This window comes from Eubacterium sp. AF36-5BH (genome assembly GCF_003460505.1).
Lineage (GTDB): Bacteria > Bacillota > Clostridia > Lachnospirales > Lachnospiraceae > Eubacterium_G.
Genome location: NZ_QTVG01000003.1, coordinates 287368 through 313491, shown reverse-complemented (window position 1 = coordinate 313491; position 26124 = coordinate 287368). Strand labels below are relative to the sequence as shown.

At 33.0% G+C, this 26124-nt stretch carries 30 protein-coding genes and 1 pseudogene; 25 read left to right on the top strand and 6 right to left on the bottom strand.

Annotation, left to right across the window (positions count from 1 at the left end; all coding sequences use genetic code 11):
- Nucleotides 1-67: 67 nt before the first annotated feature.
- The 9 genes from xerA to DW006_RS04375 all read left to right on the top strand — a co-directional run bounded on the left by xerA (nt 68) and on the right by DW006_RS04375 (nt 10053).
- Nucleotides 68-1051: a site-specific tyrosine recombinase/integron integrase gene (gene xerA / locus DW006_RS04415; protein ID WP_117999208.1), complete on the top strand. Its 984-nt coding sequence runs from the start codon at nt 68-70 to the stop codon at nt 1049-1051.
- Nucleotides 1052-1062: 11 nt separating this feature from the next.
- Nucleotides 1063-2256, top strand: coding sequence for a restriction endonuclease subunit S (locus DW006_RS04410; RefSeq protein ID WP_117999207.1), 1194 nt, complete (start codon nt 1063-1065; stop codon nt 2254-2256).
- Nucleotides 2249-2455, top strand: a complete 207-nt coding sequence (locus DW006_RS04405; RefSeq protein ID WP_117999206.1) for a hypothetical protein — start codon at nt 2249-2251, stop codon at nt 2453-2455. Before DW006_RS04410 ends, DW006_RS04405 begins: the two co-directional genes overlap by 8 nt.
- Before the next feature lie 115 nt (nt 2456-2570).
- Complete coding sequence (locus tag DW006_RS04400; protein WP_158561068.1) at nt 2571-3842, top strand: FRG domain-containing protein; 1272 nt, start codon at nt 2571-2573, stop codon at nt 3840-3842.
- Nucleotides 3843-3847: 5 nt separating this feature from the next.
- Nucleotides 3848-7051, top strand: a complete 3204-nt coding sequence (locus DW006_RS04395) for a type I restriction endonuclease subunit R (RefSeq protein ID WP_117999204.1) — start codon at nt 3848-3850, stop codon at nt 7049-7051.
- Nucleotides 7052-7066: 15 nt separating this feature from the next.
- Nucleotides 7067-7822 carry a hypothetical protein gene (locus tag DW006_RS04390; RefSeq protein ID WP_117999203.1) on the top strand — a complete coding sequence of 252 codons (756 nt, stop codon included), beginning with the start codon at nt 7067-7069 and terminating at the stop codon, nt 7820-7822.
- Between the two features lie 142 nt (nt 7823-7964).
- Entirely contained in the window at nt 7965-8396 is a 432-nt protein-coding gene (locus DW006_RS04385) for a DUF2971 domain-containing protein (protein WP_158561067.1), read from the top strand.
- Between the two features lie 84 nt (nt 8397-8480).
- Nucleotides 8481-9458 (top strand): hypothetical protein, encoded by a 978-nt coding sequence (locus DW006_RS04380; protein ID WP_117999201.1) that lies wholly within the window; start codon nt 8481-8483, stop codon nt 9456-9458.
- Nucleotides 9459-9570: 112 nt separating this feature from the next.
- Nucleotides 9571-10053, top strand: a complete 483-nt coding sequence (locus tag DW006_RS04375) for an NUDIX domain-containing protein (RefSeq protein ID WP_117999200.1) — start codon at nt 9571-9573, stop codon at nt 10051-10053.
- Nucleotides 10054-10098: 45 nt separating this feature from the next.
- Here DW006_RS04375 and DW006_RS04370 read toward each other — a convergent pair whose 3' ends face one another.
- On the bottom strand, nt 10099-10935 hold the full coding sequence (locus tag DW006_RS04370) for a nucleotidyl transferase AbiEii/AbiGii toxin family protein (RefSeq protein ID WP_158561066.1): 837 nt from the start codon (nt 10933-10935) through the stop codon (nt 10099-10101).
- A 49-nt stretch (nt 10936-10984) separates the two neighbouring features.
- Complete coding sequence (locus tag DW006_RS04365) at nt 10985-11626, bottom strand: DUF6088 family protein (RefSeq protein ID WP_199521881.1); 642 nt, start codon at nt 11624-11626, stop codon at nt 10985-10987.
- A 230-nt stretch (nt 11627-11856) separates the two neighbouring features.
- Between DW006_RS04365 and DW006_RS04360 the strand changes: the two genes are divergently transcribed.
- The 15 genes and pseudogenes from DW006_RS04360 to DW006_RS04295 all read left to right on the top strand — a co-directional run bounded on the left by DW006_RS04360 (nt 11857) and on the right by DW006_RS04295 (nt 21534).
- A complete protein-coding gene (locus DW006_RS04360; RefSeq protein WP_243002576.1) occupies nt 11857-12012 on the top strand; it encodes a hypothetical protein in 156 nt (51 codons plus the stop codon).
- A 132-nt stretch (nt 12013-12144) separates the two neighbouring features.
- On the top strand, nt 12145-12693 hold the full coding sequence (locus DW006_RS04355) for a hypothetical protein (RefSeq protein ID WP_243002575.1): 549 nt from the start codon (nt 12145-12147) through the stop codon (nt 12691-12693).
- A gap of 16 nt (nt 12694-12709) precedes the next feature.
- A complete protein-coding gene (locus DW006_RS04350) occupies nt 12710-13132 on the top strand; it encodes a GNAT family N-acetyltransferase (RefSeq protein ID WP_117999196.1) in 423 nt (140 codons plus the stop codon).
- Between the two features lie 23 nt (nt 13133-13155).
- Entirely contained in the window at nt 13156-13650 is a 495-nt protein-coding gene (locus DW006_RS04345) for an adenylate kinase (protein WP_117999195.1), read from the top strand.
- A 147-nt stretch (nt 13651-13797) separates the two neighbouring features.
- Nucleotides 13798-14934 carry a helix-turn-helix transcriptional regulator gene (locus tag DW006_RS04340; RefSeq protein WP_117999194.1) on the top strand — a complete coding sequence of 379 codons (1137 nt, stop codon included), beginning with the start codon at nt 13798-13800 and terminating at the stop codon, nt 14932-14934.
- A 155-nt stretch (nt 14935-15089) separates the two neighbouring features.
- Nucleotides 15090-15812, top strand: coding sequence for a helix-turn-helix domain-containing protein (locus tag DW006_RS04335; protein ID WP_117999193.1), 723 nt, complete (start codon nt 15090-15092; stop codon nt 15810-15812).
- A gap of 255 nt (nt 15813-16067) precedes the next feature.
- Nucleotides 16068-16286: a hypothetical protein gene (locus tag DW006_RS04330; protein WP_117999192.1), complete on the top strand. Its 219-nt coding sequence runs from the start codon at nt 16068-16070 to the stop codon at nt 16284-16286.
- A gap of 105 nt (nt 16287-16391) precedes the next feature.
- Nucleotides 16392-16982, top strand: coding sequence for a sugar O-acetyltransferase (locus tag DW006_RS04325; protein WP_199521880.1), 591 nt, complete (start codon nt 16392-16394; stop codon nt 16980-16982).
- A gap of 100 nt (nt 16983-17082) precedes the next feature.
- A complete protein-coding gene (locus DW006_RS04320; RefSeq protein WP_117999191.1) occupies nt 17083-17280 on the top strand; it encodes a hypothetical protein in 198 nt (65 codons plus the stop codon).
- 42 nt (nt 17281-17322) lie between these two features.
- Nucleotides 17323-17916: a sugar O-acetyltransferase gene (locus tag DW006_RS04315; protein WP_117999190.1), complete on the top strand. Its 594-nt coding sequence runs from the start codon at nt 17323-17325 to the stop codon at nt 17914-17916.
- Between the two features lie 141 nt (nt 17917-18057).
- Nucleotides 18058-18456 carry a transcriptional repressor gene (locus tag DW006_RS04310; protein ID WP_117999189.1) on the top strand — a complete coding sequence of 133 codons (399 nt, stop codon included), beginning with the start codon at nt 18058-18060 and terminating at the stop codon, nt 18454-18456.
- Between the two features lies 1 nt (nt 18457).
- A pseudogene (locus tag DW006_RS12425) lies at nt 18458-18913 on the top strand (flavin reductase family protein); the annotation flags it as partial.
- Nucleotides 18914-18967: 54 nt separating this feature from the next.
- Entirely contained in the window at nt 18968-19639 is a 672-nt protein-coding gene (rbr, locus tag DW006_RS12420) for a rubrerythrin (protein ID WP_347475053.1), read from the top strand.
- A 574-nt stretch (nt 19640-20213) separates the two neighbouring features.
- On the top strand, nt 20214-21200 hold the full coding sequence (locus DW006_RS04300; RefSeq protein WP_117999187.1) for a hypothetical protein: 987 nt from the start codon (nt 20214-20216) through the stop codon (nt 21198-21200).
- Nucleotides 21201-21333: 133 nt separating this feature from the next.
- A complete protein-coding gene (locus DW006_RS04295; RefSeq protein ID WP_199521879.1) occupies nt 21334-21534 on the top strand; it encodes a hypothetical protein in 201 nt (66 codons plus the stop codon).
- Nucleotides 21535-21633: 99 nt separating this feature from the next.
- Here DW006_RS04295 and DW006_RS04290 read toward each other — a convergent pair whose 3' ends face one another.
- The 4 genes from DW006_RS04290 to DW006_RS04275 form a co-directional block, all read right to left on the bottom strand.
- On the bottom strand, nt 21634-22929 hold the full coding sequence (locus DW006_RS04290; RefSeq protein ID WP_117999186.1) for an MATE family efflux transporter: 1296 nt from the start codon (nt 22927-22929) through the stop codon (nt 21634-21636).
- The gene (locus tag DW006_RS04285) at nt 22922-23377 is read right to left on the bottom strand and encodes a MarR family transcriptional regulator (protein ID WP_117999185.1); all 456 of its coding nucleotides are present in this window, start codon (nt 23375-23377) and stop codon (nt 22922-22924) included. The genes DW006_RS04290 and DW006_RS04285 overlap by 8 nt, the downstream gene beginning before the upstream one ends.
- Nucleotides 23378-23659: 282 nt before the next feature.
- A complete protein-coding gene (locus DW006_RS04280) occupies nt 23660-24955 on the bottom strand; it encodes a tyrosine-type recombinase/integrase (RefSeq protein ID WP_117347818.1) in 1296 nt (431 codons plus the stop codon).
- Between the two features lie 86 nt (nt 24956-25041).
- Nucleotides 25042-25671: a helix-turn-helix transcriptional regulator gene (locus DW006_RS04275; protein ID WP_117347817.1), complete on the bottom strand. Its 630-nt coding sequence runs from the start codon at nt 25669-25671 to the stop codon at nt 25042-25044.
- 175 nt (nt 25672-25846) lie between these two features.
- Between DW006_RS04275 and DW006_RS04270 the strand changes: the two genes are divergently transcribed.
- Nucleotides 25847-26077: a helix-turn-helix domain-containing protein gene (locus DW006_RS04270; RefSeq protein WP_002578307.1), complete on the top strand. Its 231-nt coding sequence runs from the start codon at nt 25847-25849 to the stop codon at nt 26075-26077.
- The last annotated feature ends 47 nt before the right edge of the window (nt 26078-26124 follow it).

Below are 26124 nucleotides of genomic sequence, written 5' to 3'. Positions count from 1 at the left end.
AGAGTTGACAAAGGGAACGTCCACCTATAATTGTTCTCTAAAAAATATTAAAAAAGGAGAACATAAAATGAAAGATAATTTAATTAAAGATATTATTCAAGAAATGTTACCATTTTTGAATAATGCACAAGGTGAAAAATTAAGGGATGTTTTGCAGTATACTTTTGCAAAATATGAGATTAATGGCAATGTAACAGAAGATAAAGAAGTAGAACAAAACTTTGTGGAGTTGTTTTTGTCTGCAAAAAGAATAGAAGGTTGTTCAGAGAAGTCTTTAAAATATTATCAAGCAACTATTGATAAGATGTTAGATGAGCTAAACAAAGATGTGAAAAGAATTAGTACGGATGATGTAAGAACGTACTTGATACGATATCAAGAGAGAAAGAAGTCAAGTAAGGTTACAATAGACAATATACGTCGCATTCTATCAAGTTTTTTTTCATGGTTAGAAGACGAGGACTATATATTGAAAAGTCCTGTTAGGCGAATACATAAAATAAAGACAAGAACAAATATAAAAGAAACATATTCAGATGAAGCATTGGAAATGATGAGAGACAATTGCAAAGAAGTGAGAGATTTGGCAATTATAGATATGCTTGCATCAACAGGGATGCGTGTTGGTGAAATGGTTTTACTAAATCGAAATGATATAGATTTTAACGAAAGAGAATGCATTGTTTTTGGAAAAGGGAGTAAAGAAAGAGTTGTTTATTTTGATGCCAGAACAAAAATACATTTACAGAATTATTTGGAAAGTCGAAAGGACAATAATCCAGCTTTGTTTGTGTCGTTAAAATCACCGCACGAAAGATTGAAAGTAGGTGGTGTTGAAGTTCGTTTGAGAGAATTTGGAAAGCAATTAGGACTTAATAAGGTACACCCACACAAGTTCAGGCGTACACTTGCAACTATGGCAATAGATAAAGGAATGCCTATTGAACAGTTGCAACAACTTTTAGGACATAGAAAAATAGATACAACCTTGCAATACGCAATGGTTAAACAGAGCAATGTTAAGATTGCTCATCGTAAATATATTGGATAGGAAGGGAAATTATGGCTGAGTGGAAAGAATATACAGTTGCAGATGTGATTTCGACTGTTATTGATTACAGGGGAAAGACCCCTAAAAAGTTAGGTGGAGAATGGGGTGATTCAGGATATAGGGCTTTGTCGGCTAAGAATATTAAAACAGGAAAGATCGTTCAAGCTGACAGTATTAGATATGTTTCAGAAGAAATGTATAAATGTTGGATGAAAGAAGAAGTACAAAAGGAAGATATTCTTATAACATCTGAAGCTCCTTTTGGTCAGATATACTATTGGGATAGTGATGAAAAAATTGTTTTAAGTCAAAGACTGTTTGCTGTTAGAGTCAATCAACGATTCTATCCCAAATATATTTATTTTTATATGACATCTTCTTTCTTTCAAGCGGAGCTTGATGGTAGAGCAACGGGAACAACTGTCGTAGGGTTACGTCAGCCAGAATTATTAAAATGTAAAATTTTTGCTCCTGACTATCAAGAACAAAAAAGAATAGCGGATACACTATGGTGTATAGAACAAAAAATAAACAATAATGAAGCGATAAACAATAATTTAGAGCAGCAAGCTCAAGCTATCTTTTCAAATGAGTTCTTAACTCTTGAAACGCTGCCTGACGGTTGGAAGCAAACCAGTTTGATAGATATTGCAGACTATCTAAATGGTCTTGCTATGCAAAAATATCGTCCAACTGCTAGCGAAACAGGCATTCCGGTTCTTAAAATCAAAGAACTTCGTCAAGGCTGCTGTGATGATAACAGTGAACTGTGTTCTCCAAACATTAAAAGTGAGTACATCATTCACGATGGCGATGTTATCTTCTCTTGGTCAGGCAGTCTGTTAGTTGATTTTTGGTGTGGCGGTATCTGTGGCTTAAATCAGCATTTGTTCAAAGTAATGTCAAACAAGCATGACAAGTGGTTCTATTATGTTTGGACAAAACACCATCTTGACCGCTTTATTGCCGTTGCTGCCGATAAAGCTACAACAATGGGACACATCAAGCGTGATGAACTTTCAAAAGCAGAGGTTCTCATACCCAACAAAGCAGACTACAAGCGAATTGGAGCCTTGCTTCAGCCAATTTATGATTTGATTATCGCAAATCGAATAGAGAACAAAAAACTTGCTGAAACAAGAGACACGCTTCTTCCAAAACTTATGAGTGGAGAGATTGATATATCGGAGGTGGATTATGAATAAGAAAGACCTCTCAATACCTTTTAATGTACTGCTACATTCACAAGACACAGAATTACAAGCATACGTTTGCAGAGCTAATAACCCAGATATATGTGGGAATAACGGATTACCGAATGTCTGTGCCTTTTCCTCGGAAGATTGTTTTTGCAAAAAGCCGTCACGAACTTGGAAAAAGCAATATGCCAAGCTTAAAGGCTAAGCCACTAAATTATTGTTTATTGTAATTATATTAAAGAAATAAAATATGTAAAAATGATATGCTGAGTAGCAAATTATATTATTGGCAATTTATACAAACGAGAAGGAGACAAAGTATGGGGCTTGTTTTAAATAATGAGAAAGAAAAACATCTGATTCTAAATACAGATAATGGAATTGAAATAAAATCAGTAGATGATTATATAAAAAAAGTAGGAATATTAAATTCAAATAAAAATAATCCTAGCGCACAATTATTTTTTAGGGGACAGGCTGTAGATTATTGGAATATTAGTTCAACTATTGTTAGGGATAAAAAGTTGGGAATAGAACATTATTTGATGTCAGAGCCATTGAGACAAATTCCAAATGAGTTTGTCAACATAGGTGATGGCTTTGAGATTATGGAGAAATATCAACATTATGGCATGTGCACTAGATTGTTAGATGTAACAACTAATCCGTTGGTGGCACTTTACTTTGCTTGTGAACATCATAAGGAAGAAGAGTACACAGATAGTGTTTCAAAAGAAAGTTTAAAAATGTCACCAATGGGTATTGTATATTTTAAAGAAGAAAATGCACCGTTAAAATATGATGATTTTGAGGTTAGAATTATATCGAAATTAGCAAGTTATGATTTAAATGAGTCTAGAACATTAGAAGAAGTCATTCATAAATTATATGAAGATAAAATTATAAGTGGTGAACAATTGAAAACGTGGTCTAATGATAAAGGTCTATTGGAATTTATTAACATTTGTCAGAACGTGTTTACAGTATTGCCAATTATGAATAATGATAGATTGATTAGGCAGAGTGGAGCATTTTTATTGCCAGGTCAATTTAATATTGAATGCAGAAAAGAAAAAATAAAAGATGCTGTAATTACTAAAGCAGAAGCAAATTTAAGAAGCGAATTTGAAAAGGAATTTTTTTATATTGATGATGAGGATAAGGAGAAAGTCAGGAGAGAATTAGAGCATTGTAATATAAGTGAAGCAAATTTGTTTCCTGAATTAGAATATCAATTAAATTATATTAGAAACAATAACAATCAACAAAAAAGAGCGGTTTCAGATTTTAAAAGATTTGAAATTTTTTCTAATATAACAGATGAACGCTTGGTAGTATCAGATGAATATAATTTGGATGATATTAAAAAGTCTATAATTGAATCAGGAATAGAAGAAAAATTGGCAGATGATTTGATGAATATACTGAAAGAAAATCAAGAGGTCGATTGGTTAAAGAGAGAAAGAGTTTTAAGCAGAATAAGAGTGTTAATGTGTAAAAAATTAATAAAGAATAATTATTCTAAGCGTGATGCAGAAAATATAGTAAAAAATCTTATTGATAAAATAATTGAAAAATATACAACGAGGTGATACATATGTTCACAGTATTTACAGAAGCTGACTACGAAAATTCCATAATAGAGTTATTCCAAAATATGGGATACGAGTACGTTTACAGTCCGGAGATTGAAAGAGATTTTTATAGTCCGTTATACAATGATGTGTTAATTGAATATATGCATAGGTTAAATCCTTCTCTTCCAGAGGAGGCTATTTCTGATGCTTTATACAAATTGAAAAATTATGATAATGGAGACATTGTACAGAAAAATGAAGCATTTATGGAATATATTCAAAATGGAATTCCTGTTAGGTATACAGTCGATGGAGAACAAGCTTCATCTATAGCATATATTGTGGATTATAAGAATGTAGATAACAATTCTTTTATTGTAGCAAATCAATGGACATTTATTGAAAATAGTAACAAGAGACCGGATATAATATTGTTTGTTAATGGATTACCGGTTGTATTAATAGAATTAAAATCACCATCGAGAGAAGAAACAGATGCTTCAGAAGGTTACGCACAGATACGAAATTATATACATGAGATTCCATCTATGTTTATTTACAATTGTATAAGTGTAATAAGCGATCAGTTAACATCTAAGGCGGGTACAATTACTTCTGGTGAGGACCGTTTTATGAAGTGGAAGACGAAAGATGGAAGCTATGAGAATACACAGCATGCTCAATTTGACACATTTTTTGAAGGAATGTTTGATAGGGCAAGATTATTGGATATTATTAAAAATTTTATTTGTTTTTCTGACGAAGGTTTAAAGAAATATAAAATTTTGGCTGGATATCACCAATATTTTGCTGTAAATAAAGCTATTGAAATGGCAAAAAAGGCTACAGTTACAGATGGAAAAGGTGGAGTTTTTTGGCATACACAAGGTTCAGGAAAATCTCTTTCTATGATATTTTATGCACATTTGTTACAGGAAGCACTAGACAGTCCAACTATAGTTGTTATTACAGACAGAAACGATTTGGATGATCAGCTTTTTGGTCAGTTTGCAAAATGCAGTAAATTTTTAAGACAAATGCCAGTTCATGCTACATGTAGAAAACTTGGAAAGAATGCATCAAAAGATGATATCGGACTAAAGGATTGGTTAGACGGCAGACAAGCTAATGGAATTATATTTACTACAATGCAGAAGTTTGAAGAATCAGAAGAACCATTATCAGAAAGACGAAATATTATTGTAATGGCTGATGAAGCTCATAGAGGACAGTATGGTTTAAAAGAAAAGGTCAAAATGGTAAAAGATGAGGATGGAAATGAAGAAGCAAAGATAGTAACAGGAACTGCAAGAATTATTAGAAATTGTTTGCCAAATGCTACTTATGTAGGATTTACAGGCACACCTATATCTATGAAAGATAGAAGTACAAGAGAAGTTTTTGGTGAGTACATAGATATATATGATATGACACAGGCAGTAGAAGATGGTGCCACAAGACCGGTTTATTATGAAAGTCGAGTTATTAATTTAAAGCTTGATGAAACAACTCTTAAATTAATTGACAAAGAATATGATCTTATGGCAATGAATGCAGATGCTGAAGTTGTACAAAAAAGTAAAAAGCAATTAGGACAAATGGAAGCTATCCTTGGAAATGACAAGACTATAGATTCTCTTGTTTGTGATATTTTAGATCATTATGAAAATAATAGAGCAAATATTCTTACAGGAAAAGCAATGATAGTTGCATATTCACGTCCTATTGCAATGAAAATATATAAGAAAATATTAGAACTACGTCCTACCTGGAATGAAAAAGTAGGAGTAATTATGACTGACAGTAATAAGGATCCTGAAGAATGGAAAGAAATTATTGGAAATAAACGTCATAAAGAGGAAATGGCAAAAAAATTTAAAGATAATGATAGCCCATTTAAAATCGCAATAGTAGTTGATATGTGGTTGACAGGATTTGATGTACCTTCATTGGCAACTATGTATGTTTATAAACCAATGAAGGGATATAATCTTATGCAGGCAATAGCAAGGGTTAATCGTGTTTTTGAAGATAAAGAAGGTGGACTTGTAGTTGATTATGTTGGCATTGCATCAGCTCTTAAGGAAGCAATGAATGATTATACTACTAGAGACAAGAAGAATTACGGGGATACTGATGTTGCAAAAGTGGCATATCCTAAGTTTTTGGAGAAGTTATCTATATGTCAGGATTTCTTCCACGAATATGATTATTCTAAATTCATTACAGGAACAGATTTAGAAAGATCAAAAGCAATAAGTGGTGGCGTAAACTTTATAGTGGACATAGGAAAAGAGGAAGAAAAAGCAGAGTTTCTAAAAGAAGCATTGCTCTTGAAAAAGTCGTTATCATTATGTTCATCTATGGTAGAAGAGTCATTACGTATTGAAGCAGCATTTTTTGAGTCAGTTAGAGTGCTCGTGACAAGATTAATGAATCAAGGACAAGGAAAGAAGATTTCTCTTCCTGAAATGAATGCAAGAATAAATGAATTATTAAAAGCAAGCATTAAAAGTGATGGAGTTATTAATTTATTTTCAGATGTGTCACAAAATTTCTCGCTTTTTGATCCTAAATTTTTAGAAGAAATATCTAAGATGAAGGAAAAAAATCTTGCGGTTGAGTTGTTGAAGAAACTTATAGCAGAACAGGTGCGTATATACAGAAGAACAAATGTAGTTAAATCTGAGAAATTTAGCGAAATTATACAGAGTGTTATGAATAAGTACCTTAATGGAATGCTTACAAATGAACAGGTAATAGAAGAACTTCTTAATATCGCTAAACAGATTACATCAGCAAACAATGAAGGGGAGAAGTTAGGGTTAACAGCAGATGAATTAGCGTTTTATGATGCATTGACTAAACCACAAGCTATTAAAGATTTTTATGAGAATGAAGAGTTAATTGCAATTACAAAAGAATTGGCAGATACATTACGAAAAAATAGAACAATTGATTGGCAAAAAAGAGATTCAGCACGTGCAAAAATGAGAATGATGATTAAACGTTTACTTAAGAAACATAAATATCCACCGGAAGGTATGGATGATGCTGTTCAGACAGTAATGACACAGTGCGAATTATGGACCGATAATAATGATATGGAAAGAGAAAATGATAAAGTTATAAAATTCAATAAAGGTACTGTGTTATACGGAGATATGCAGGAAAAATGTATGAAGATTGCTGAGTCGGAAACGGGATATGATGAAAAAAGATAAGAGGTGTAAAATAATATGTGGATAATTGCGGGTATTACGGTTATAATTTTTCTTTCGACAACAATTTATGCAATAATTACGAAAAATAGCTATGAAATAAAAGCACCGGATAAAGAGAATGTTAATATTAGATTATTTATGATGCAAGGAGCAATATTTGTAGTTGTTTTTTCAACGATAACATTTTATATAGGAACATTTATTGATGAAAAAACAGCATTGATTTATCCTTTTCTTTTAATATTAGTGTATATCTTTTACAATGTTATGTTTGACATATGGTTTAATAAAGAAGAGCTAAGCAAGGAAGAGAAGAAATGGGTTATATTAGTTACGGAAATTAGTTGTTGTATTGTAATGGTAAGCTCAGTAGATGTGAAAGAAATAAAATTAACAATTGTGTTAGTATTAGCATATATGTTTTCAGCACATTTTCCTTATATGGATATGATTAAAGAAGATGCTAGAAAAGAAATTAGCATAAAATATTTGCTTGCAACATTAAAAAAGAATATGCTTAAAATAAAAGATATTTTATTGTTAGAGAAAAACAAACGAATGAGTTTAGTACTTGGGGGATTGTTGACAATTGTGTTTATTTTTTTAGAAAGATACCGTGATTATACTATTCCAATAATAAGAGGGATAGGTATAGGAACAGGTGTATCAGTCCCGTTGATATTTATATTATTTTTGGGAGAAGATAAAATTTTAAAAATTGAAACCAATCTAAAAGAAAAAGTGATATTTTACATAAAACATAGGAAATAGTTGTGATATAAAAAATGAAATAGGAGAGAATTTGTAAATGAAAAAATAGAAGAATATATATGATGATCAGCGAGTTTTAGAAATATGGAAAAAATGGTATAGCAAATCGGTAGAGGATAATTACTTAACGAGAACATTTTGTGTGTTTTTTTCCGAAAGTGAGGATCAGCTGAGCCAATGGAGAGGATATGCACAAAATGGAAAAGGTCTTGCTATAGGATTTGATAAGAGAATACTTGAAGAATTAAATTTAATAAATGAGTATAATATTGCATTTGGAAAAGTAATATATAATGATACTGAGGCATATGTTCAAGATATAGTTCAAGATAATATTGAAAAATTTCAATGTAAAAGCCTTGTACATGTAGCATTGGAGTTATGCCAAGATTATAGATTAAAATTCCCATTTATGAAGAAACCAGGATTTGAAGAGAAAAAAGAATGGCGCGGAATTGTATGTTCGAGAATTGGAAATTATAACATTCCTTGTTCAGAACAAATACTGTTTTCAAAAATCAAATATATCATATCGATAGAAAGTGTTGTGATAAAAATGGAAATATATATTTGAAAGTTAAAATAAAAGTGTCTGAAATATGGTGAAGGATAAATAGAAAATGAAAAAATCGGAATGTAGAATGGAAGAAGGTGCGTTATGGATTCAATTGTAAATATAATTTTAAGTGGAATAACTTATGATTTAATAAAAAAAGGAACAGAGTTAACTTTTAATAATGTATTTGGAAGATTTCATGGAAAAAGAATTAATGAAAACATTAATATATACAATAATTTCTTAGATGAAATTAATAACGAAAAAGACTTAAATAACAAAGAAAGAGTTATGCAGGATATTTTATCAAATAAAGAGTCATACACAAATATATTCGAAAATGATTTGTATAATACAAATTTTGCAAAGAGACTTGATTACATAATATTTCTTATTAATAAATCAAGAAAAAATAGTAAAAAGATAAACTTAGAATATTTAGGAGAGTTTTTAGGTCTTAGTTCAGTAAATCCATTATTGAAATATTATAAATGTGATGAAGAACCATCATATAATTTTTGTGAATCTGTTGCTGAGAAGCTAGGTGTAAATACAGAATGGTTAAAAAATGGAAATATTAATGAAGCTGTATTTGGAACAAGCTTGCCTACAATATATGAGCCAGAGAAATTATTGGAAAATATAAATCAAAGAGATGATAAGATTCATTTTGTGATTAATGAAGATGAAAATAATCGAAGAATAATTGTAGTTAAAAAATATAATGAATTAAAATATGAATATTATCCATATGAGTATGTTTTTAACAGTAGTGTAGGTGCGAGTGGAATGAGCCAGTTGGTATCTTTGTATAAGTTTTTATATAAATTTAGAATCAACGAAGGAAATATAGATAATGTACACATAGTTACGCAGGAAACATTTGATGGAATTTTAATGGGAAATATATATTGTGGAGTTATTGAGCAATATATGCCGATAAAATTTAGAAATATTTTAGATGATTTTTTAGATATATGCTATAAACATTTTACAACTAGGGAGTATAAGGAATTGTATGGTGATGATTTTTTGAAGATACAAGAAATAGTGATGGCGGAACTGAAAAGAGAAAACTAATAAAGAATAAATAGAAACAAATGTATAACAGATTTTTTTGCGAAAAATTTAATTGAAAATAGTTATTATTTATTAATAAAGCAAATTTTGAAAGTTACAGGAGGTAACAACCATGGAAGATTGTGGATTTACAAAAGAAAACAAATGGTTTAGATATCGTGCAGCAGCAATTATAATTGAAGAAGGTTATGTGCTATTTGCAGGAAATGAAATAGATGACTATTACTATTCAATTGGTGGTGGCGTTCATATGGGAGAAACATCTGAGCAGGCAGTAAAAAGAGAAGTCCTTGAAGAAACAGGTGTGCCTTATGAAATCGACCGCCTTGCTGTTATTCACGAAAACTTTTTTGATGAAAATCAAGGAACTTTAAAAGGAATGGATTGTCACGAAGTTTCAATGTACTATTTAATGAAGCCTAGAGGAACAAGAAAAATTAATAGCAATAGTTACACGCAGGGAGTAAGGGAGAAAATGCATTGGATTCCACTAGAAGATTTGGATAAATATAAGGCATTTCCAACTTTTCTAAAGGAATATCTTAGCGTGGAACATACTGGTATTGAACATATAGTTACAGATGAAAGAAAATAAACCACCGATATAAACCGGTGGTTCTCATTGAATTTAACTTAGAATCTATTTAAAAATGTCACTTTGGGCAATATCTTTCAATGCATTAATAGCAACTTCATAAGGTATAGATTCTTCTAGAAGTTGAGTGGTTAGAGTATCATAATCGTTTTTGTAGGCTTTTTCCGTTATAATTTGTTCAAGTAGTTGTGGAACATTTACATCTGGAAGAGCAGAGGGACAAATTGGTGATTGTGCTCTAATGCTTCTTACTTCATTTACAAGATTTTTGAAATTCTCATCAAGACGAACAAGTGGAAGTAACTTATAAATATCATATATGTGTCGTGAATGTTTTTGTTTTTTACCTTGCAAATAGTAATCACAAATGGCAAAAATTTTGTCTGCTAAAGTACGATCAATACCTTGTATTTTCATAGAAAAGGGTATTAATGAAAATTCTTCAGCATAGTCTGGTGCTTCTGTTTTCATCATATCGCCAATATAGCTGTGAACAGGCAATATTACTGTTGGAAAAGAAACAGCAGTATAAGAAGTTTCTAGTAGCACAGCAGGTTTTAAGGCTACACTGGGTAAGGGAAGTACAGAATTATAACTGATGATATAGCGATTATAATCACGACGGCTTCTGGTTTCATTGAGATTTTCAATATTCATTCCCAGTTCATCTGCTGAAGAAACAATTGCCTGTTTTATTTTCTTCTTTTGCCCCTGTGATATTTGAGTATCAATTGTAATATCTATATCTTCTGAAAAGCGTTGTATAACTTTATGACATTTACTTAAAGAAGTGCCCCCTTTGAAAACGATGTAAGGCATTTTTTCGGACAATAGTCGAAGAAGCATGGTGACATAATAGTCCTTTTCTATTGCCTGTGCCATTATACCAGTCTGTTCGTAAGCTAGTTCTATTGCGTTTAGAAATTGTTCATTATTCTTGTGTAAGTACATCATTGTAAATCACCCTAGTTTCTACCAGATTTTTATAAAGTTTGTCTGGATAATATGGAAAATAAGATTCTAAATCAGAAATTCTTAAACCTACCTTGCGCATATATTGATATAAACGTTTCTGCAAAGCTATTCCAGACATTTCAGAATAGACATCCACATCTTTTAACATATCAAGAAACTGTAAAGCCATATAATTTTCTTCTGTTACAGGGACTTTAGGCTTTCTGATAATTATACGGGACTTAGCCAGAAAAGTTTCACGGTATTCGTTTGTTGCTTTGTTTGTTACAATCTCATATTGCATTGGAACCTGTGTAGTAAGCCCCAGCTGGTTGAAAAATAATAATCCACTGATATAACCACAACGATTACTTTTATCACAAAGATATTTATATTCTAAAACTCTTTCTAATGTGGGTCTTGCCCCAGACTTGAAAATGCTTGGCTGGGGAAGGTAATAAATACCTTTGTCAAAACGTTTTACTTTTTCTGAATCAGTTAACTTTTTGAGCTGTTGGCGAATATTATTTTCAGTCATTCCTTCAATCTGTATGTCGGAAAGAAAAAAAGGCTCATTTTCTTTGTAATTTTCCGTAATGTATTGATATAAATTAGACATTTCATACCTCCAATAACAAAAACGTATTTTCATATTTCTCTTTTGTTATTATATCTGTTTCTGAAATAAATATCAACATTTTAACAAAAGAAATCGACATCGAGGTTGAAGGCAAAACTAACTTATGGTTTGCTTTTCCTGTTTTAATTTTGCAGGATAAAATCAATCTTGATTCAGAAAAAATCATGGAGATTGCAGAGTTTAGAATAGATGGATAAATTGAAGGAATAATGGCATCTGATGGCGAAGAACAGGATGCTTACATATTGGGAGTGAATCAACCGGTGGAAGAATTTACAGGGAAGATAATTGATATCATTCATAGGTTTAATGATGTTGAAGAGAATACAAAAAAGCGACTAATCCATATTCTGATTATGGATTAGTCGCTTGATTATTGTTTGAAGAATGTTTATAGTAATCTTAAATATTGTTCATTACATTAAATATATGGAAAAATGTGCAGAGATAAGATGTATTGTGTAAGGAGATTATTATGGCTAAATTATGGGATGCATATGACAAAAATTTTAAAACCAAATATATCAAATCACAATATTCCTTTAATTTACTTTTCAGACAAAAGAGAGAATGTATTGGTGTATTTAAGCAATGCTATTGAAAAATTTTGTAAGGAAAAGCATTTTAAGTTTGAGGGCTTCTGGCATAAATGGGGACCGTATGGATTTGATAAAGATGGTAAGTTGTGCCTGGAAGAATATTATCCAAATGCATTGAAAGAAACGTATAGTGGAGTGGAAGGATATATATATTCATGCGACAATATATCAACATACAAAGAGTTAAATATTCACATTCCTAATGCATATATTTCAGATCGACCAACAAAAGTGGAACATTGCGAATATGTTTCAGATGCATATTATGAAGTAATAAAGGCTGAACAGGAAGGCTTAATAACAATTTGCCGATATGATGAATTTATAAAAAAGAGAAAAGAATGGTTACAGAAAACTATTCGAGATGAGTTTGCTAATAGTTTGTTGGCACCGGATTATAGATTTTTCCTTGAAAATAAATTTGCAGATATTTTAGCTGGTAAATAGAAAAATTGGAGCATTTATGAAATATACAATAAAAGAAAATCAATTGGATTATGAAACATATTACAACCTTAGAGAATCAGTTGGATGGAATAACTGGAGCAAGGTACAGGCACAGAAAGCACTCAAAAAATCTTATTACTCAATTGTGATTTATGATAATGAAAATGCAATTGGTATGGGAAGAGTTGTGGGCTATGGCATATATTTCACCATTGTAGATATTGTGGTAAGACCTGAATATCAGGGCAAGAAAATAGGAACGGCAATAATAAACTCTATTTTAAAGTATATTGAAAGAAATATGTACGATGGAAGTAGAGTGAGCGTACAATTGTTAGCAGAGGCAGGTAAAGAACAATTTTACATAAAGCAGGGATTCAAACTTGTGCCACATCAGTATTGTGGACCGGCACTGAGAAAAATAATATATAAAAAATAAATTAGATTTTAGGGAGATTCAAAATGCACACCAAAATAATGATAATTGGCAGTCCCGGTTCAGGGAAAAGCACCTTTGCAAGAAAATTACGAGACAAAACAGGTTTGCCATTGTTTTACTTAGATATGATAAAACATAAACCGGACAGAACTACAATTTCATCAGAAGAATTTGACAAAAAATTAAAGGAAATACTTGTTAAAAAACAATGGATAATTGATGGAAACTATCAAAGAACATTGGAAGCCAGAATGAAAGAATGTGACCTGATAATACTATTCGATTTGCCGACAAAAGTATGCTTAGAGGGAGCAAAATCAAGAATAGGAACAAAAAGAGAAGATATGCCTTGGGTGGAAACTGAGGAAACATTTGAGGGAGAATTCAAACAATGGATTCAGGAATTTTCAGATAAAAGTCTTCCTGAAATATATCAGCTTCTTGAAAAATACAAAGACAAAGAAGTTGTGATTTTTAAATCAAGAGAAGAAGCAAATCTTTATTTGGAAAATTTATAACAGCAAATCATTTCATATGTTAAACTCAATGCTCAATTGTTTTCCATAAATATCGTATTGTTTGATATTATAAATTTTCAGTGTTATATTTTAGTCACGGTACCGAAAAATTATGAGGAGAAAGCTGTCAGACAGTAGTGATAAAATATGAATTTAATAGGAAACAATATAAAAATAATTAGAAAGCAGATTGGTTTGACACAGGAAGAATTGGCATTACATATTGGTGTAACACCACAGGCTGTAAGTAGATGGGAAAACGGAACAGGGATGCCTGATATTTCTATGGTAGTGCCATTGGCAAAAACACTTAATGTTTCAACGGATTATCTCTTTGGATTAGAGAAAAATGAAATTGATGACAATGTTTATGTAGAACTAAAAAGACATATAGAAAAAATAGAAACGGAATCAGGGAGAAAGGCAGAAGCAGCACTTTTATCATGTCAGTTTATGTTAAAGAAAGTTTATGAAGCACCAGATAATTATATTTATTCAGTCTTTTTTGTAGAGCAGGTTGCAAACTTAAGCAGATTTGTAGATTTGGAAAAATATGCCGAGGACAAGTGGGCTGAGTACAGGGAATTGGCTATAAAGTACGGTTCCAATGCCATAAGATTTGCAAACAATAAGGAATGGATTGAACGTGCACATTTTGCGTTGGCGTGGATTTACATACATGATAGAAATTATGCGTATGCCAGAGAACATATTGAACAACTGCCATCAGTATCTTCTAACAGACTTCAGGAAAGTATCTTGGCACAGTTGGAAGCTTTTGAGAATGGCATTGATGCAATGGATGAAGCAGTAACTAAAAATCTTCAAAATTTTGTTCGTGCAATTAACAAGGAAAATTTGTACGCAATGGAGACTTTTTCATGGCAGAAACCTTTGCGTGCAGTGGAATTTGGTCAGTGGGCAATTAGACTAATAGAGGTATTCGGTGAAAATAAATATTTGAAATCATATTGCAGAGGTTTCTTAAGAGATATTTATAAATATCTAATTAATGCAGAGGTTATTTTAGGCAGATTTGAAAATGCAGCGAAATATTTTGAAGAATTAAAAGAGCAGATGCAAAAGCAATATGAATATCATCAAAGTATACTTTCTGATGAGGCAGAAAAGGCCAAGTTTAACGATAGACAAATTGGTTATATGGAGGCTTATACACAAGAATTTATAAAGGAAAAACAACAGGATGTAGTTAATTATATTCTGGGGTGCTGGCCTGGAAAAATGGCAGAAAAATTTGCTGAGGCAATAGGATATTCTAAATAGTTGTAGTAAAAAGCTCTGATGTTTAGGGGTTTTTTGTTTGTATATGAATTATGATTAACACACAACCACTCAACCCCCAGTTGAAAAATATCGACTTTTAATTTATTGAAAGCCATCTCCATATTATATATAATTTCATTATCGGAGGTGATTACATGGAAAATACAGTCAATATTTTGGCAACTAATATACAAACATATCGTAAAAAATCCAAAATGACACAGGAGGAACTTGCAAATAAGTTGGGAGTTTCTTTTCAGGCAGTTTCAAAGTGGGAAAATGCAAAGTCATTGCCGGATATTTTATTTTTGCCGGTTTTAGCAGAACTGTTTAACTGCAACATAGACGAACTTTTCTCAAGAAAATCAGAACCAAATGTCAATAATGAATATTGTACAGAATTGCCATGGGAGGACGATGGTGTTATTCGTGGTGTGGTTTGCAAAGGTAGAAAAATTTTACAAAAAACAGACAAAATAACTGAAAAGTTTACTTTTGAAATAATTGGTGATGCAAAAAGTGTTCAAAGCCAGTGCAATATATATGTTGAAGGTTGTGTTTCAGGTGGATGCAATGCAAATGGAGAAGTGAATATTACCGGGCATTTAAGTGGTGGTTGTAACTCAAATGGAAATGTTACGGTTGGGGGACATTTCTCAGGAGGGTGTAATGCAGGTGGAAATATAACAGTTGGTGGTGATTTATCAGGTGACATCAATTGTGGAGAAACGGTTCAGGTAAATGGAAATGTTAAGGCAGATAAAATAAAGGGCAACCTTGTTTGTAACTCGATAAAATGTGACAAGGTTGAAGGCAATGTTGTTTGTAATTCAATAGATAGTGATATTGTTAAAGGGGATATTAAAGTTAAAGAATAAATTATCCCCCAAGATGTCCCAAAATGTCCCTCAAGGAGACATTTTATTTTATGGACTATTAGTAAAATAGAATAATATTGAAAAGGCAGATTAAAAAATCTGTCTTTTTTTATAACTTGTATTTATAATCTAAAAGGTGAGATTGCTTAAAAAGCATAATGTAAAAAATCGATTATTATGCATTGAATGTATAATGATTTGTCAGTATACTTAAACCAAAATAACAATATAAATTTATGAATAAAGGTGAACGTTATGACAAAAAGAAAAGCGTTGGAAATTTTATTAATTGTATTAAATATTATAGGAATTGTGTTGTTGGTTCATTTTGCAATTCCATACATTACATACAACACTACAATATTAAACCCAAATGCCATACTACCTTTTGAGGCGTGGGACAGGGCAGGAATGATACTAACACTGGGATTTGTTCCGTTGTTAGCAATAAATATTCTTAGTTTTATTTTATAAAGTTTAAAGAAAAATATTATGGATTTATATTTTTTATTCCAAGTATAATACGCTTTATTATTGTTTTAAGTTAATGGATAAATTAGAAAAAGGAGAAGATAAAAATTGAATTTAGAAGAACAAAAGCAGTATGTTTTAAGTGGAAAAATGTACAATGATTTAACAGATGAATTGGTTAAGGCGCGTGAAGATACAGTTTTTTTAACCAACCAGTACAATGCAAGTTTCGGTCAGCCATCAGAAGAAAGGGAAGCTATTCTTAAGAAGTTGTTGAAATCAATAGGTAAAGGTGTTCATTTTGAACCAAATTTCAGATGTGAGTTTGGCTTCAACATTTCTATTGGAAATAATTTTTATGCCAACTTTGACTGCATTATGTTAGATGGTGGTGGCATTGAAATTGGCGATAATGTGTTGTTTGGACCAAGAGTTGGAATATATACTTCAAATCACGCAATAGATTCCTGGGAGCGTACTTATGGTGCATGCTATGCCAAACCAGTAAAAATCGGAAATAACGTTTGGGTGGGAGCCGGAGTCCACATCAACCAGGGCGTAACTATTGGAGACAACACAATTATAGGTTCAGGCAGTGTAATCACAAAAGACATTCCTGCAAATGTAGTTGCAGCAGGTGTGCCATGCAAGGTCATACGTGAAATAACTGAGGACGACAAAACAGGTTATCGCCCATAAGTTAAGCAGTATAGATGATTAAAATATTATGAATATTAATATATTGAAAATATATGTGTAGGCGAAATGTATATGAATATCAAGTTAGGAGAAATTGCAAATGTGGAAAATTAAACATATATTTGATGGTGACTATGGCTGTGAGGAGAGAAATCCAAACGAAGCTCCCAAAGTATCGGTGACCTTAATAAATGAAGATAATGAAGCAAAGATTATATCTGTAGAGGATCAGTGGCTTATAGATAACAATTTAGATGAAGGCGATGAATGGCCCTATTTGGCACTGTCAGAAGAATAAATTTCTCACATGAAAATTCAACGAATAATTTGGAGGAAAAACATGGAAATAAAAGAGATAATTCAAAAAAATCAAGGCTACAATAGCAACAACTTAAACGTGCCAAAGTCATTAAAAGCTACAGCACAGAAACTATGTTTTGAATACAATCAGACAGGACCGGACGAGGCTGAAAAGCGTAGAGAGATTCTTAAAAACTTACTTGGAAAATGTTCTGATTTAACATTTATTGAACCATCATTTCACTGTGATTACGGATTCAATATTTTTGTAGATGGACTGGCAGTTATTAATTACAACTGTGTAATATTAGACACATCACCTGTACATATTGGGGCCAATGCTTTCATCGCACCGGGAGTATGCATTGCCTGCGCAGGACATTCCATTAATCCTGAGCAAAGAGCGAAGGGAATCAGTACATCAAAACCAATTACTATCGGAAAAGATGTGTGGATAGGTGCCAATGCTGTCATCTGTGGTGGAGTTACAATAGGAGAAGGTAGCATAATTGGTGCAGGAAGTGTTGTAACAAAAGATATACCACCAATGGTAGTAGCTGCTGGAAACCCATGCAGAGTGATTCGTGAAGTAAGAGAAGATGATAAAATTCAGCCGGAGGATTTGGCATTTTAGGAAAACAGAATATTTATATTGTGTAAAGATGTCTTTTTAGGCATCTTTATTTAATAATAGGAATGATTACTATTTTGCTTGACTTAAATTCGAAAATAGGATATACTCTCTATTAAGAATAAATCCTAATAAGGAGAAGCAATGATAACCAGAAGGAATACTATTCAAAAAGAGTTAATACGAAATGCTGTATATGAGATGAAAAGACATGCTACAGCAAATGAAGTGTATGATTTTTTAAAAGAAACATATCCTACAATTGGAAAGGGAACAGTATATAGAAACCTTGATATATTGGCAGAAGAAGGAACTTTGAGAAAAGTTGAAGTGCCGGATGGACCTAATAGATTTGATTTTACTTTGACAAATCACTATCACGTCAGGTGTGTAAAATGTGGTGATGTGTCAGATGTGGATATGGACGAAATACCAAATTTGCTGGAAAGAATTCATGACACTCATGGAATTGAATTTCTAAATTGTGATATTTCATTTAAAGGTATTTGCCCAAAATGCAGAAAGAAGCTAAAGGAGGAATAACATGGATAAAAAAGCAATGTATAAACTAAGTTATGGTTTGTTTGTACTGACGGCAAGGGAATCAGAAAAGGACAACGGATGTATAATTAACACTGCAATTCAGGCAGCTTCGGAACCGAACCAGTTAAGCATCTGTGTTAACAAAGCAAATTATACTCATGATATGATTGAAAGAACAGGAAAATTTACAGTATCAGTTCTAAGTCAGAATGCACAGTTCGAATTATTCAAACATTTTGGTTTTCAGTCAGGAAGGGATACAAATAAGTTTGAATCATTTAGAAAGTGTACAAGAGGTGAAAATGGTATTTATTATATTACAGAGGGTACAAATGCATACATTTCTGTAACAGTTAATAAAACAGAAGATTTAGGTTCACATACAATGTTTATCGGTGAGATAACAGATATGGAAGTGTTAAGTGATATTCCATCGGCAACATATGAGTATTATCAGAATAATATTAAGCCTAAGCCACAGGCAGTTGGAAAAACAGATGATGGTCAGACAATATGGCGATGTAGGATTTGTGGATATGAATATGTAGGAGAGGAATTACCGGATGATTTTATATGCCCTTTATGTAAGCATCCGGCGTCAGATTTTGAGAAAATAGTAAACAAAACGGAGGTAAAAGAAATGGAAGAAAACAAATATGCAGGAACACAAACAGAGAAAAATTTACAGGAGGCATTTGCAGGGGAATCACAGGCAAGAAATAAATATACTTATTTTGCTTCTGTGGCAAAGAAGGAAGGCTATGAGCAGATGTCTGCATTATTTTTAAAGACAGCAGATAATGAGAAAGAACATGCAAAGATGTGGTTCAAGGAGTTAGCAGGAATTGGTGATACAAAGGAAAATTTAGCAGCAGCTGCAGAAGGCGAGAATTATGAGTGGACAGATATGTATGAAGATTTTGCTGAAACAGCTGAGGAAGAAGGCTTCGCAGAGCTTGCAGCAAAATTCAGGGCAGTAGGTGAGATTGAGAAGCACCACGAAGAAAGATATCGTGCACTCCTTAAGAATATTGAAACTGCACAGGTATTTGAAAAGAGTGAAGTTAAGGTGTGGGAATGTCGTAACTGTGGACATATTGTAGTAGGAACAAAGGCTCCGGAAGTATGTCCGGTATGTAATCACCCACAAAGTTACTTTGAAGTACATGAAGAAAATTATTAACATAAATTGATATAACAGGAAAGTCCCACAGTTTGACATAAAAGTTATAATCAAATATAGTCTATTTAAGAACTATATTAAAGCTTTCACTCATCACCGGATGAGTGGTAATAAAGCATTCAAGACTAAATCGTAGGTACGGTGTTTCGGCATTATAAGATTTAGTTTTGAATGCTTATTTTTTTGAAAGGAGATTAAGGAATTATGGAAATTGTTAATAATCAGGGAAAGTGGGCTGAGTTATTGGCGCAGGTAAGAGCGTCTGATTTTTATGAAAAAAACGGGTATATCAAATCAGCTGAAATATGTGACGATGAGGGTTGACCTCATGTGTGGATGAGAAAGAAACTAATTTGAAAGTTTAGAACAAATAAAAGGTTGTAATATTGCTTTTAATTATTGGTATTGTTATATTTTAACAAGAGTTATCTATTATAAAATTGTTATGTGCTTTAAAGCCATGAAAACAAAAACATGGGAAGCACTGTTTGACTAAAAGAAAAAGAGGAAGACAATATGGAATTTTATATGGATGACTATGTTTATAGGTTGGAAATTTAGGAGGTAAAATACATTGAGCAGTAAAACAGCATATTTTCACCTACCGGGATTATTTGAATTTTACGAACTATATAAAGTGTTCCTGCCAATTTTCAGGGAGCATAGAGAATACTTTTATGATTGGTGTGATATAGGTTCCATATATGGCTCACCTATGGATTGTATCTGGAGTGGTGGTCGTGTTGAAGTTGGAGAAGCAGAAACGTGGAAGGTGCTTAATTTAATGCAGGAATACGGCATTTCGGCAAGACTTACTTTTAGTAATTCATTGTTAAAAGAGGAACATCTTTCAGATAAAATATGCAATGACATTTGTTCTTTGTTTGCACAAAACAAAAGTGAAAAAAACAACCAGACTCGGATTAATATACAAAATGCATCAATGGAAAGTTGTGGTACTCAAAATCAAAAAATAATTAATAGCTATGTTTCAAATGGCGTAATAGTTCATTCAGATTTGTTACTTAATTACCTGAAAAAGAATTATCCTGAATTATATTTTGTATCATCAACTACAAAGGTCATAACAGATTTTCAGGAATTTTTAAAAGAATTAAATAGAGAAGATTTTAGGTATGTTGTACCTGATTTTCGATTAAATAAAGAATTTGATAAACTAAAAACATTATCAGAAAAGCAAAAGGATAAAGTAGAGTTTTTGTGTAACGAATGTTGTTGGTTTGGATGCAAGGACAGAAAAGTCTGTTATGAAGCAGTGAGCCACAAAAATCTTGGAGAAGATTTTGAGCATTATTGTAAGGCACCAGATTCAAGTGGTGGATATCAATTTTCAAAGGCAATGGAAAATCCGGGATTTATTAGTGTAGAAAATATTAAAAATGTATACTTGCCAATGGGATTTACCAACTTTAAAATAGAAGGAAGAGGACTTGGAAGTGCTTTGGTTTTGGAATTTTTACTTTACTACATGACAAAGCCGGAGTACCAAATCAATGTTAGAGAAAAAATATATTTAGATAACATGTTGGATTTATTTTGATTTAGAAAGGGTGATAAAAATATAAAGAATGCAAAGACAATTGCAGAAATTATGAGCAATGCAGGTTATGACGTGGAACTTGTTAAGATTTATGTTGATATAGGTTTATAAGTAAAAAAACGGAGGTACAAAAATGTCAAAAACATTCGTAGTATATTATTCATGGTCAAATGGAAATACAAAAAGAATTGCCGAAAAAATGGCAGAAGAATGTAAAGGGGCAGAAATTGTGCATCCTATGGAAATTCAGTTTGACTCACAGGGTGGTCCAAAACTTGAAACATCAGAGAGTAAGATAGGGCAGTGGATTGCAGAAATAATAAGCAGTTTATAGAAAATCAGTATATAATGGTAAAGAGAAAAGCAGGATAACTTGAAAGTGATAGTTAATCTTGCTTTTTTTCATAATAAATAATAATTAAAAAATCATAAATTAGAAAATTCTATTGCTTAATTTTGTCATAAATATAGCTAACACTGCTGAAATAATTCTAACAAAAACGGTGCTCCACCAAATCATTATCTGTCCACCTAAAAGTGGTGGTAATATAAGCATTAATACAAGCATAAGGACAGGTTCAATAAATGTAAGTATATAGGATGATACTGCTTTTTCTGTTGCATAAAATCCGGCTGTTGATATTCTTGTAATTGCAACAAATGGAACAGAAATCAAAAAGATAGGAATGATTTTAGCAGTCTCTGCATTTACTGCATCTGAAGAACCAAATAACGTTCCTATATGCCATCTGCCAAGGTACATGATGGCACAGCCGATGAAAGCTAGAATAATAGCAAAAATATATGCCATACGTTTAACTTCAGCTAAATCTTTTTCCTTATGTTCACCATAATATTGGCTCATAAGTGGCTGACTGCCGTCACCTACCCCCTGTAAAATCAAATAGATAATACAGACTATATAGGATATGCAGGCATAGGTGGCAATCGCTTGTTCTCCACCATAGGATGCAGAAAAACGATTGATGATTACCAAAGAAATATTAGGTGTTAGTGCAAGCCCAAAAGGAGCTAAACCTACTTTGAAAATTGATTTGCAAAGGTTACTAAATTCCACTTTATTTACACTAATAACCAAATTCTTTTTTAATATAGAATATAAGAGAGCAATAAGTAAGGTCACACCTTGACTGATAATCGTAGCAAGTGCAGCCCCTGTTATTCCAAGGCTGTAAACCCATACAAATAAGAAATCAAGAATAATATTAGTGGCAAAACCTCCAAGCATGGCAATCATTGCAAAAGAAGAATTTCCAAAGTTTCGAATAAAAGGAATTAGTCCGGTTCCTCCAATTTGCAATATAGTACCCAAGGCAATGATTTTAATATAGCTTGTTGCATAATCAAGTATCAGTCCATCTGCTCCTAAAAGAGTTAATACAGTATGAGCAGAAAAGAAAGTAAGTAAAGTAAAAATAATACTTGCAGCTATAAGTAGCCACCATGAAGCAGCAATAAACTGTTTTGCTTTTTGATGGTTTCCTTCTGCCATATTGATAGAGTAGTAAACAGCACCACCCATGCCAATGCCGGTTCCCACTGACTGTATCAGTGCAACAATTGGATAAGCTATATTGATTGCAGAAAGACCGGCATCACCTATGGTATTGCCAACAAAATAACCATCTACAATTGCATAAATACCTGACAGGGCAAATGCAATGATAGAGGGGATGACAAATTTAAAAAAAGTGTTACGATTACTCATTTTCTGTTGAATATCCGTTTCGAAATAAGTTTATAAAAAGTTCTGTATCATTATTCATTCTGGTAACGTTATCTACCCCCATGTGATTTATGGCAAACAGCTCTCTTTTATGCAGAGCTTCAATAATTTCACCGGCATAAATCTTCCCTTCCCGTGTAAGTTTTATTAATTTATTACGTTTGTCTGTTTCATCAGTAGATAATTCAATATAATTATTTGAAGAAAAATCTTTTAGAATTGTATTTATGGTTTGTTTAGGAATAGACCAATTTTGTGAAATACTTTTCTGGGTGCAATTATCTTTTGCTTCATAAAGAGAATAGAGTACAAGCACGCCGTTAGATGACAGACCATGCTTCTTTGCCCAATCCTCATACATGGCATTTCCCTCCTTCCAAAGAGCATAAAATCTTTGTAATTGTTCAAATTTATCTTTTTTGCTATTCATATTTACCTCCAAAAAAAAATGGTACGATAACGTACTAATGAATTATAGTCCTATATAGGACTAATGTCAAGAAAAAAAGTATGACATAAAATGGATATGCGAATCTGTCGATATAAGGTATAGTATATGCATTGAATTTAACAAATCGGAATTTGTGGAGAGATTTCCTGAACTTTCCTTATTTTTCAAGGCTTACAGCCTCTTAGATAGTGAAATGATATGTATTTTCCCTTATCTTTGCCCTTATGCGGAATCCGCAAGGGAAATAAGGGAAATTTTTAGTTAAGCATTGCTCACTACTTTATCAAGAAGTCTTGCGGAATCCCGTTTTGCTTTTCTTGTTGAGTGAGCGTAAATATTCATTGTGGTACTGACATCAGAGTGTCCTAACAGTTCCTGTACATCTTTCGGTGCAGCCCCATTGGAAAGCAGATTGCTGGTGTAGGTGTGACGTAACTGGTGGAAATGGAAATCTTCAAATCCTTCCAGTTTCTTTGACACTGATCTGCATACAATGCTGAGTGTACTCGGCAGTTCCAAAGAGCCATCCGGTCTTAAGCAGACAAAGGAGATTTCTTTGTAATCTGCCGGGACTTCCTGCGTTCCGTCAAGGTGATAGTATTCATAATAGACTCTGTTTTTCACATGAACTTCTTTGTAGTAATTGCGGTGATATAATTCGCCATACTGCATCCGGTTTTTGAGTTGTTCCTTTCTGGCAGCTTTCAGTATTTCAGTCAGGGTATCGCCAAAATCAACAATCCTAACTTTTTTCCGCTTCGTTGGTCCAATAATGTTTTTGTGTTTCATGCCGTCGTAGCGGATACTGCGTTTTATGGTCAGGCATTGTTCCTCAAGGTTAATGTCCTGCCATGTAAGACCACAGGTTTCTCCGATACGGAGCCCGGCATAATACGCAATCTGAATCGGTAGAATGGCAGGTGGGTTTTTCTTTTCCAGATACTTGATAAGTTGCTCGTAATCATCATGCGAAATCGGTTGTGTGCCTTCTTCCACTTCATCATCGGAAAAGAGGTCAACTTCCTCTGCCTGTCGTTTCAGTTTGATATATTGCATCGGATTGAAACTGATTAGTTGTTTTGGAAATACTGCAAAACGGAATGACTGCTGTAACACTGCGGAAAAAGAATGGATATAATCTTTGCTGTATCCCTTTCTTACTTTCCCGTCTGGAAACTCACCACCGAATGTAAGCAGATCAAGAAATGCCTGTAAATGTTCGGCAGTAACTGTTTTCAGTTTGCGGTCTGCAATCGGGTGTTTTTTGATACAGCGGATTGCACCAAGATAATTTTCCACTGTGCCGTTGCTGAGTGTCCCGGTTTTCAGTTCTTCTTCCGCCCACATATCCAGAAGCTCTCCTACCGTAAGGCTGTCTGCCTTTGCGACAAACTTCTTATTTTCGTAATCTTCCAGTGCTTTGCGGAGAAGTTTTTCCGTCTCACTTTTACTTTCGGTTCCAGCATATTCTTTCTGAACCATTTTACCGCTTGCATCTTCTACATAGAAGCGATAGTACCATTTTTTTCCTTTTTTTCTAACAGATCCTTTTGCCATAATTGTATTTCTCCTTTCGATATCAGACAATCGGAACTGTTGAAATGCTTCTTGCGTGTAAGTATATCACAACTCCGGTTGTCTTACTATACCGATTCAGAATCCTCATACATAACTTCGGATAAAAGATTGGCAAGTCTTTGTTCGGCTGCTTCCGGTTTCTTTGAATAGAGCCTTATCACATCTGCCATATCGTTAAATGCGTTGACAGTATGTGTGATCTCTCTGAGAAACATAATCTCATTATATTCATCTTTCGATTCGAATCCCATTACTTTGGCAATGTCCGCATCTTTGGTACTGCCTTTGTAATTTTTACAGGCGAACTGAAACGAATCCAGAAACAGTTCATATTGCTTTAACATTAACAGCAGTAAGTCTTTAGAAAAAGCGTCTTCTGTTTTATTAAGATCAAGAGGTAACTGTTTGAGAATATCGCCCATCACATCACGAATCTGCAATTCCTTCTTATCCGTAATATCAGTTTCATATTCATCGGTTTCCCCTTTGAGCCATTCAATCGATACATGAAGTGCTTCCGAAAGACCTTCCAGTACCATCTTTTTGGTATTGTCAATCGAACCATTCTCATAACGCAGGATTGTGGAAGCGGTAACTCCCATCTTCTCTGCGACATAAGGCTGTGTCAGATTTAATTCGAGACGGCGCTGTTTTGCCCTGCTGCCGATCAGCTTGCGTAGTTCTTTATCTTTCATGCTGATGTGCCTCCTTTTTCGGTATGTCATTACTATACCACGCAACAAAATATATTGCAATATGCAATTTATAGAAAACGAATGAAATTTCATAATGCTTGACAAAGCAATATAAACACGCTATACTGACAGCACAAATGAAATTGCATAATGCAATTTAAAAGGAGGTGGTCATATGACACAAAGAAAGATTGCCTTATCTATTGAAGAAGCTGCTGATTATACGGGAATCGGCAGGAACACCCTGAGAAAACTGGTGGAATGGAAGAAACTTCCGGTATTAAAGGTTGGGAGAAAAGTCCTGATCAAAACGGATATGCTGGAACTTTTTATGGAAGCCAACGAGGGCAGAGACTTGAGGGATAAGGGAAATGTGAAAGCAGTCACAAGAAACGGTTCAACTTAAAAAAGCGGTTCCCGAAGAAACCGCCAAAGGTTCTATCAGACCGGAGT

Bases quoted from the DNA above. Each gene is read 5' to 3' on its own strand.
- DW006_RS04395 (WP_117999204.1), top strand. From the start codon at position 3,848: ATGTTCACAGTATTTACAGAAGCTGACTACGAAAATTCCATAATAGAG.
- DW006_RS04270 (WP_002578307.1), top strand. From the start codon at position 25,847: ATGACACAAAGAAAGATTGCCTTATCTATTGAAGAAGCTGCTGATTAT.
- DW006_RS04390 (WP_117999203.1), top strand. From the start codon at position 7,067: ATGTGGATAATTGCGGGTATTACGGTTATAATTTTTCTTTCGACAACA.
- DW006_RS04370 (WP_158561066.1), bottom strand. From the start codon at position 10,935: ATGGCACAGGCAATAGAAAAGGACTATTATGTCACCATGCTTCTTCGA.
- DW006_RS04285 (WP_117999185.1), bottom strand. From the start codon at position 23,377: ATGAATAGCAAAAAAGATAAATTTGAACAATTACAAAGATTTTATGCT.
- DW006_RS04405 (WP_117999206.1), top strand. From the start codon at position 2,249: ATGAATAAGAAAGACCTCTCAATACCTTTTAATGTACTGCTACATTCA.
- DW006_RS04350 (WP_117999196.1), top strand. From the start codon at position 12,710: ATGAAATATACAATAAAAGAAAATCAATTGGATTATGAAACATATTAC.
- DW006_RS04345 (WP_117999195.1), top strand. From the start codon at position 13,156: ATGCACACCAAAATAATGATAATTGGCAGTCCCGGTTCAGGGAAAAGC.
- DW006_RS04310 (WP_117999189.1), top strand. From the start codon at position 18,058: ATGATAACCAGAAGGAATACTATTCAAAAAGAGTTAATACGAAATGCT.
- DW006_RS04330 (WP_117999192.1), top strand. From the start codon at position 16,068: ATGACAAAAAGAAAAGCGTTGGAAATTTTATTAATTGTATTAAATATT.
- DW006_RS04365 (WP_199521881.1), bottom strand. From the start codon at position 11,626: ATGTCTAATTTATATCAATACATTACGGAAAATTACAAAGAAAATGAG.
- DW006_RS04315 (WP_117999190.1), top strand. From the start codon at position 17,323: ATGGAAATAAAAGAGATAATTCAAAAAAATCAAGGCTACAATAGCAAC.
- DW006_RS04290 (WP_117999186.1), bottom strand. From the start codon at position 22,929: ATGAGTAATCGTAACACTTTTTTTAAATTTGTCATCCCCTCTATCATT.
- DW006_RS04355 (WP_243002575.1), top strand. From the start codon at position 12,145: ATGACAAAAATTTTAAAACCAAATATATCAAATCACAATATTCCTTTA.
- DW006_RS04275 (WP_117347817.1), bottom strand. From the start codon at position 25,671: ATGAAAGATAAAGAACTACGCAAGCTGATCGGCAGCAGGGCAAAACAG.
- DW006_RS04400 (WP_158561068.1), top strand. From the start codon at position 2,571: ATGGGGCTTGTTTTAAATAATGAGAAAGAAAAACATCTGATTCTAAAT.
- DW006_RS04410 (WP_117999207.1), top strand. From the start codon at position 1,063: ATGGCTGAGTGGAAAGAATATACAGTTGCAGATGTGATTTCGACTGTT.
- xerA (WP_117999208.1), top strand. From the start codon at position 68: ATGAAAGATAATTTAATTAAAGATATTATTCAAGAAATGTTACCATTT.
- DW006_RS04340 (WP_117999194.1), top strand. From the start codon at position 13,798: ATGAATTTAATAGGAAACAATATAAAAATAATTAGAAAGCAGATTGGT.
- DW006_RS04335 (WP_117999193.1), top strand. From the start codon at position 15,090: ATGGAAAATACAGTCAATATTTTGGCAACTAATATACAAACATATCGT.
- DW006_RS04375 (WP_117999200.1), top strand. From the start codon at position 9,571: ATGGAAGATTGTGGATTTACAAAAGAAAACAAATGGTTTAGATATCGT.
- DW006_RS04360 (WP_243002576.1), top strand. From the start codon at position 11,857: ATGGCATCTGATGGCGAAGAACAGGATGCTTACATATTGGGAGTGAAT.
- DW006_RS04295 (WP_199521879.1), top strand. From the start codon at position 21,334: ATGTCAAAAACATTCGTAGTATATTATTCATGGTCAAATGGAAATACA.
- DW006_RS04280 (WP_117347818.1), bottom strand. From the start codon at position 24,955: ATGGCAAAAGGATCTGTTAGAAAAAAAGGAAAAAAATGGTACTATCGC.
- DW006_RS04320 (WP_117999191.1), top strand. From the start codon at position 17,083: ATGTGGAAAATTAAACATATATTTGATGGTGACTATGGCTGTGAGGAG.
- DW006_RS04380 (WP_117999201.1), top strand. From the start codon at position 8,481: ATGGATTCAATTGTAAATATAATTTTAAGTGGAATAACTTATGATTTA.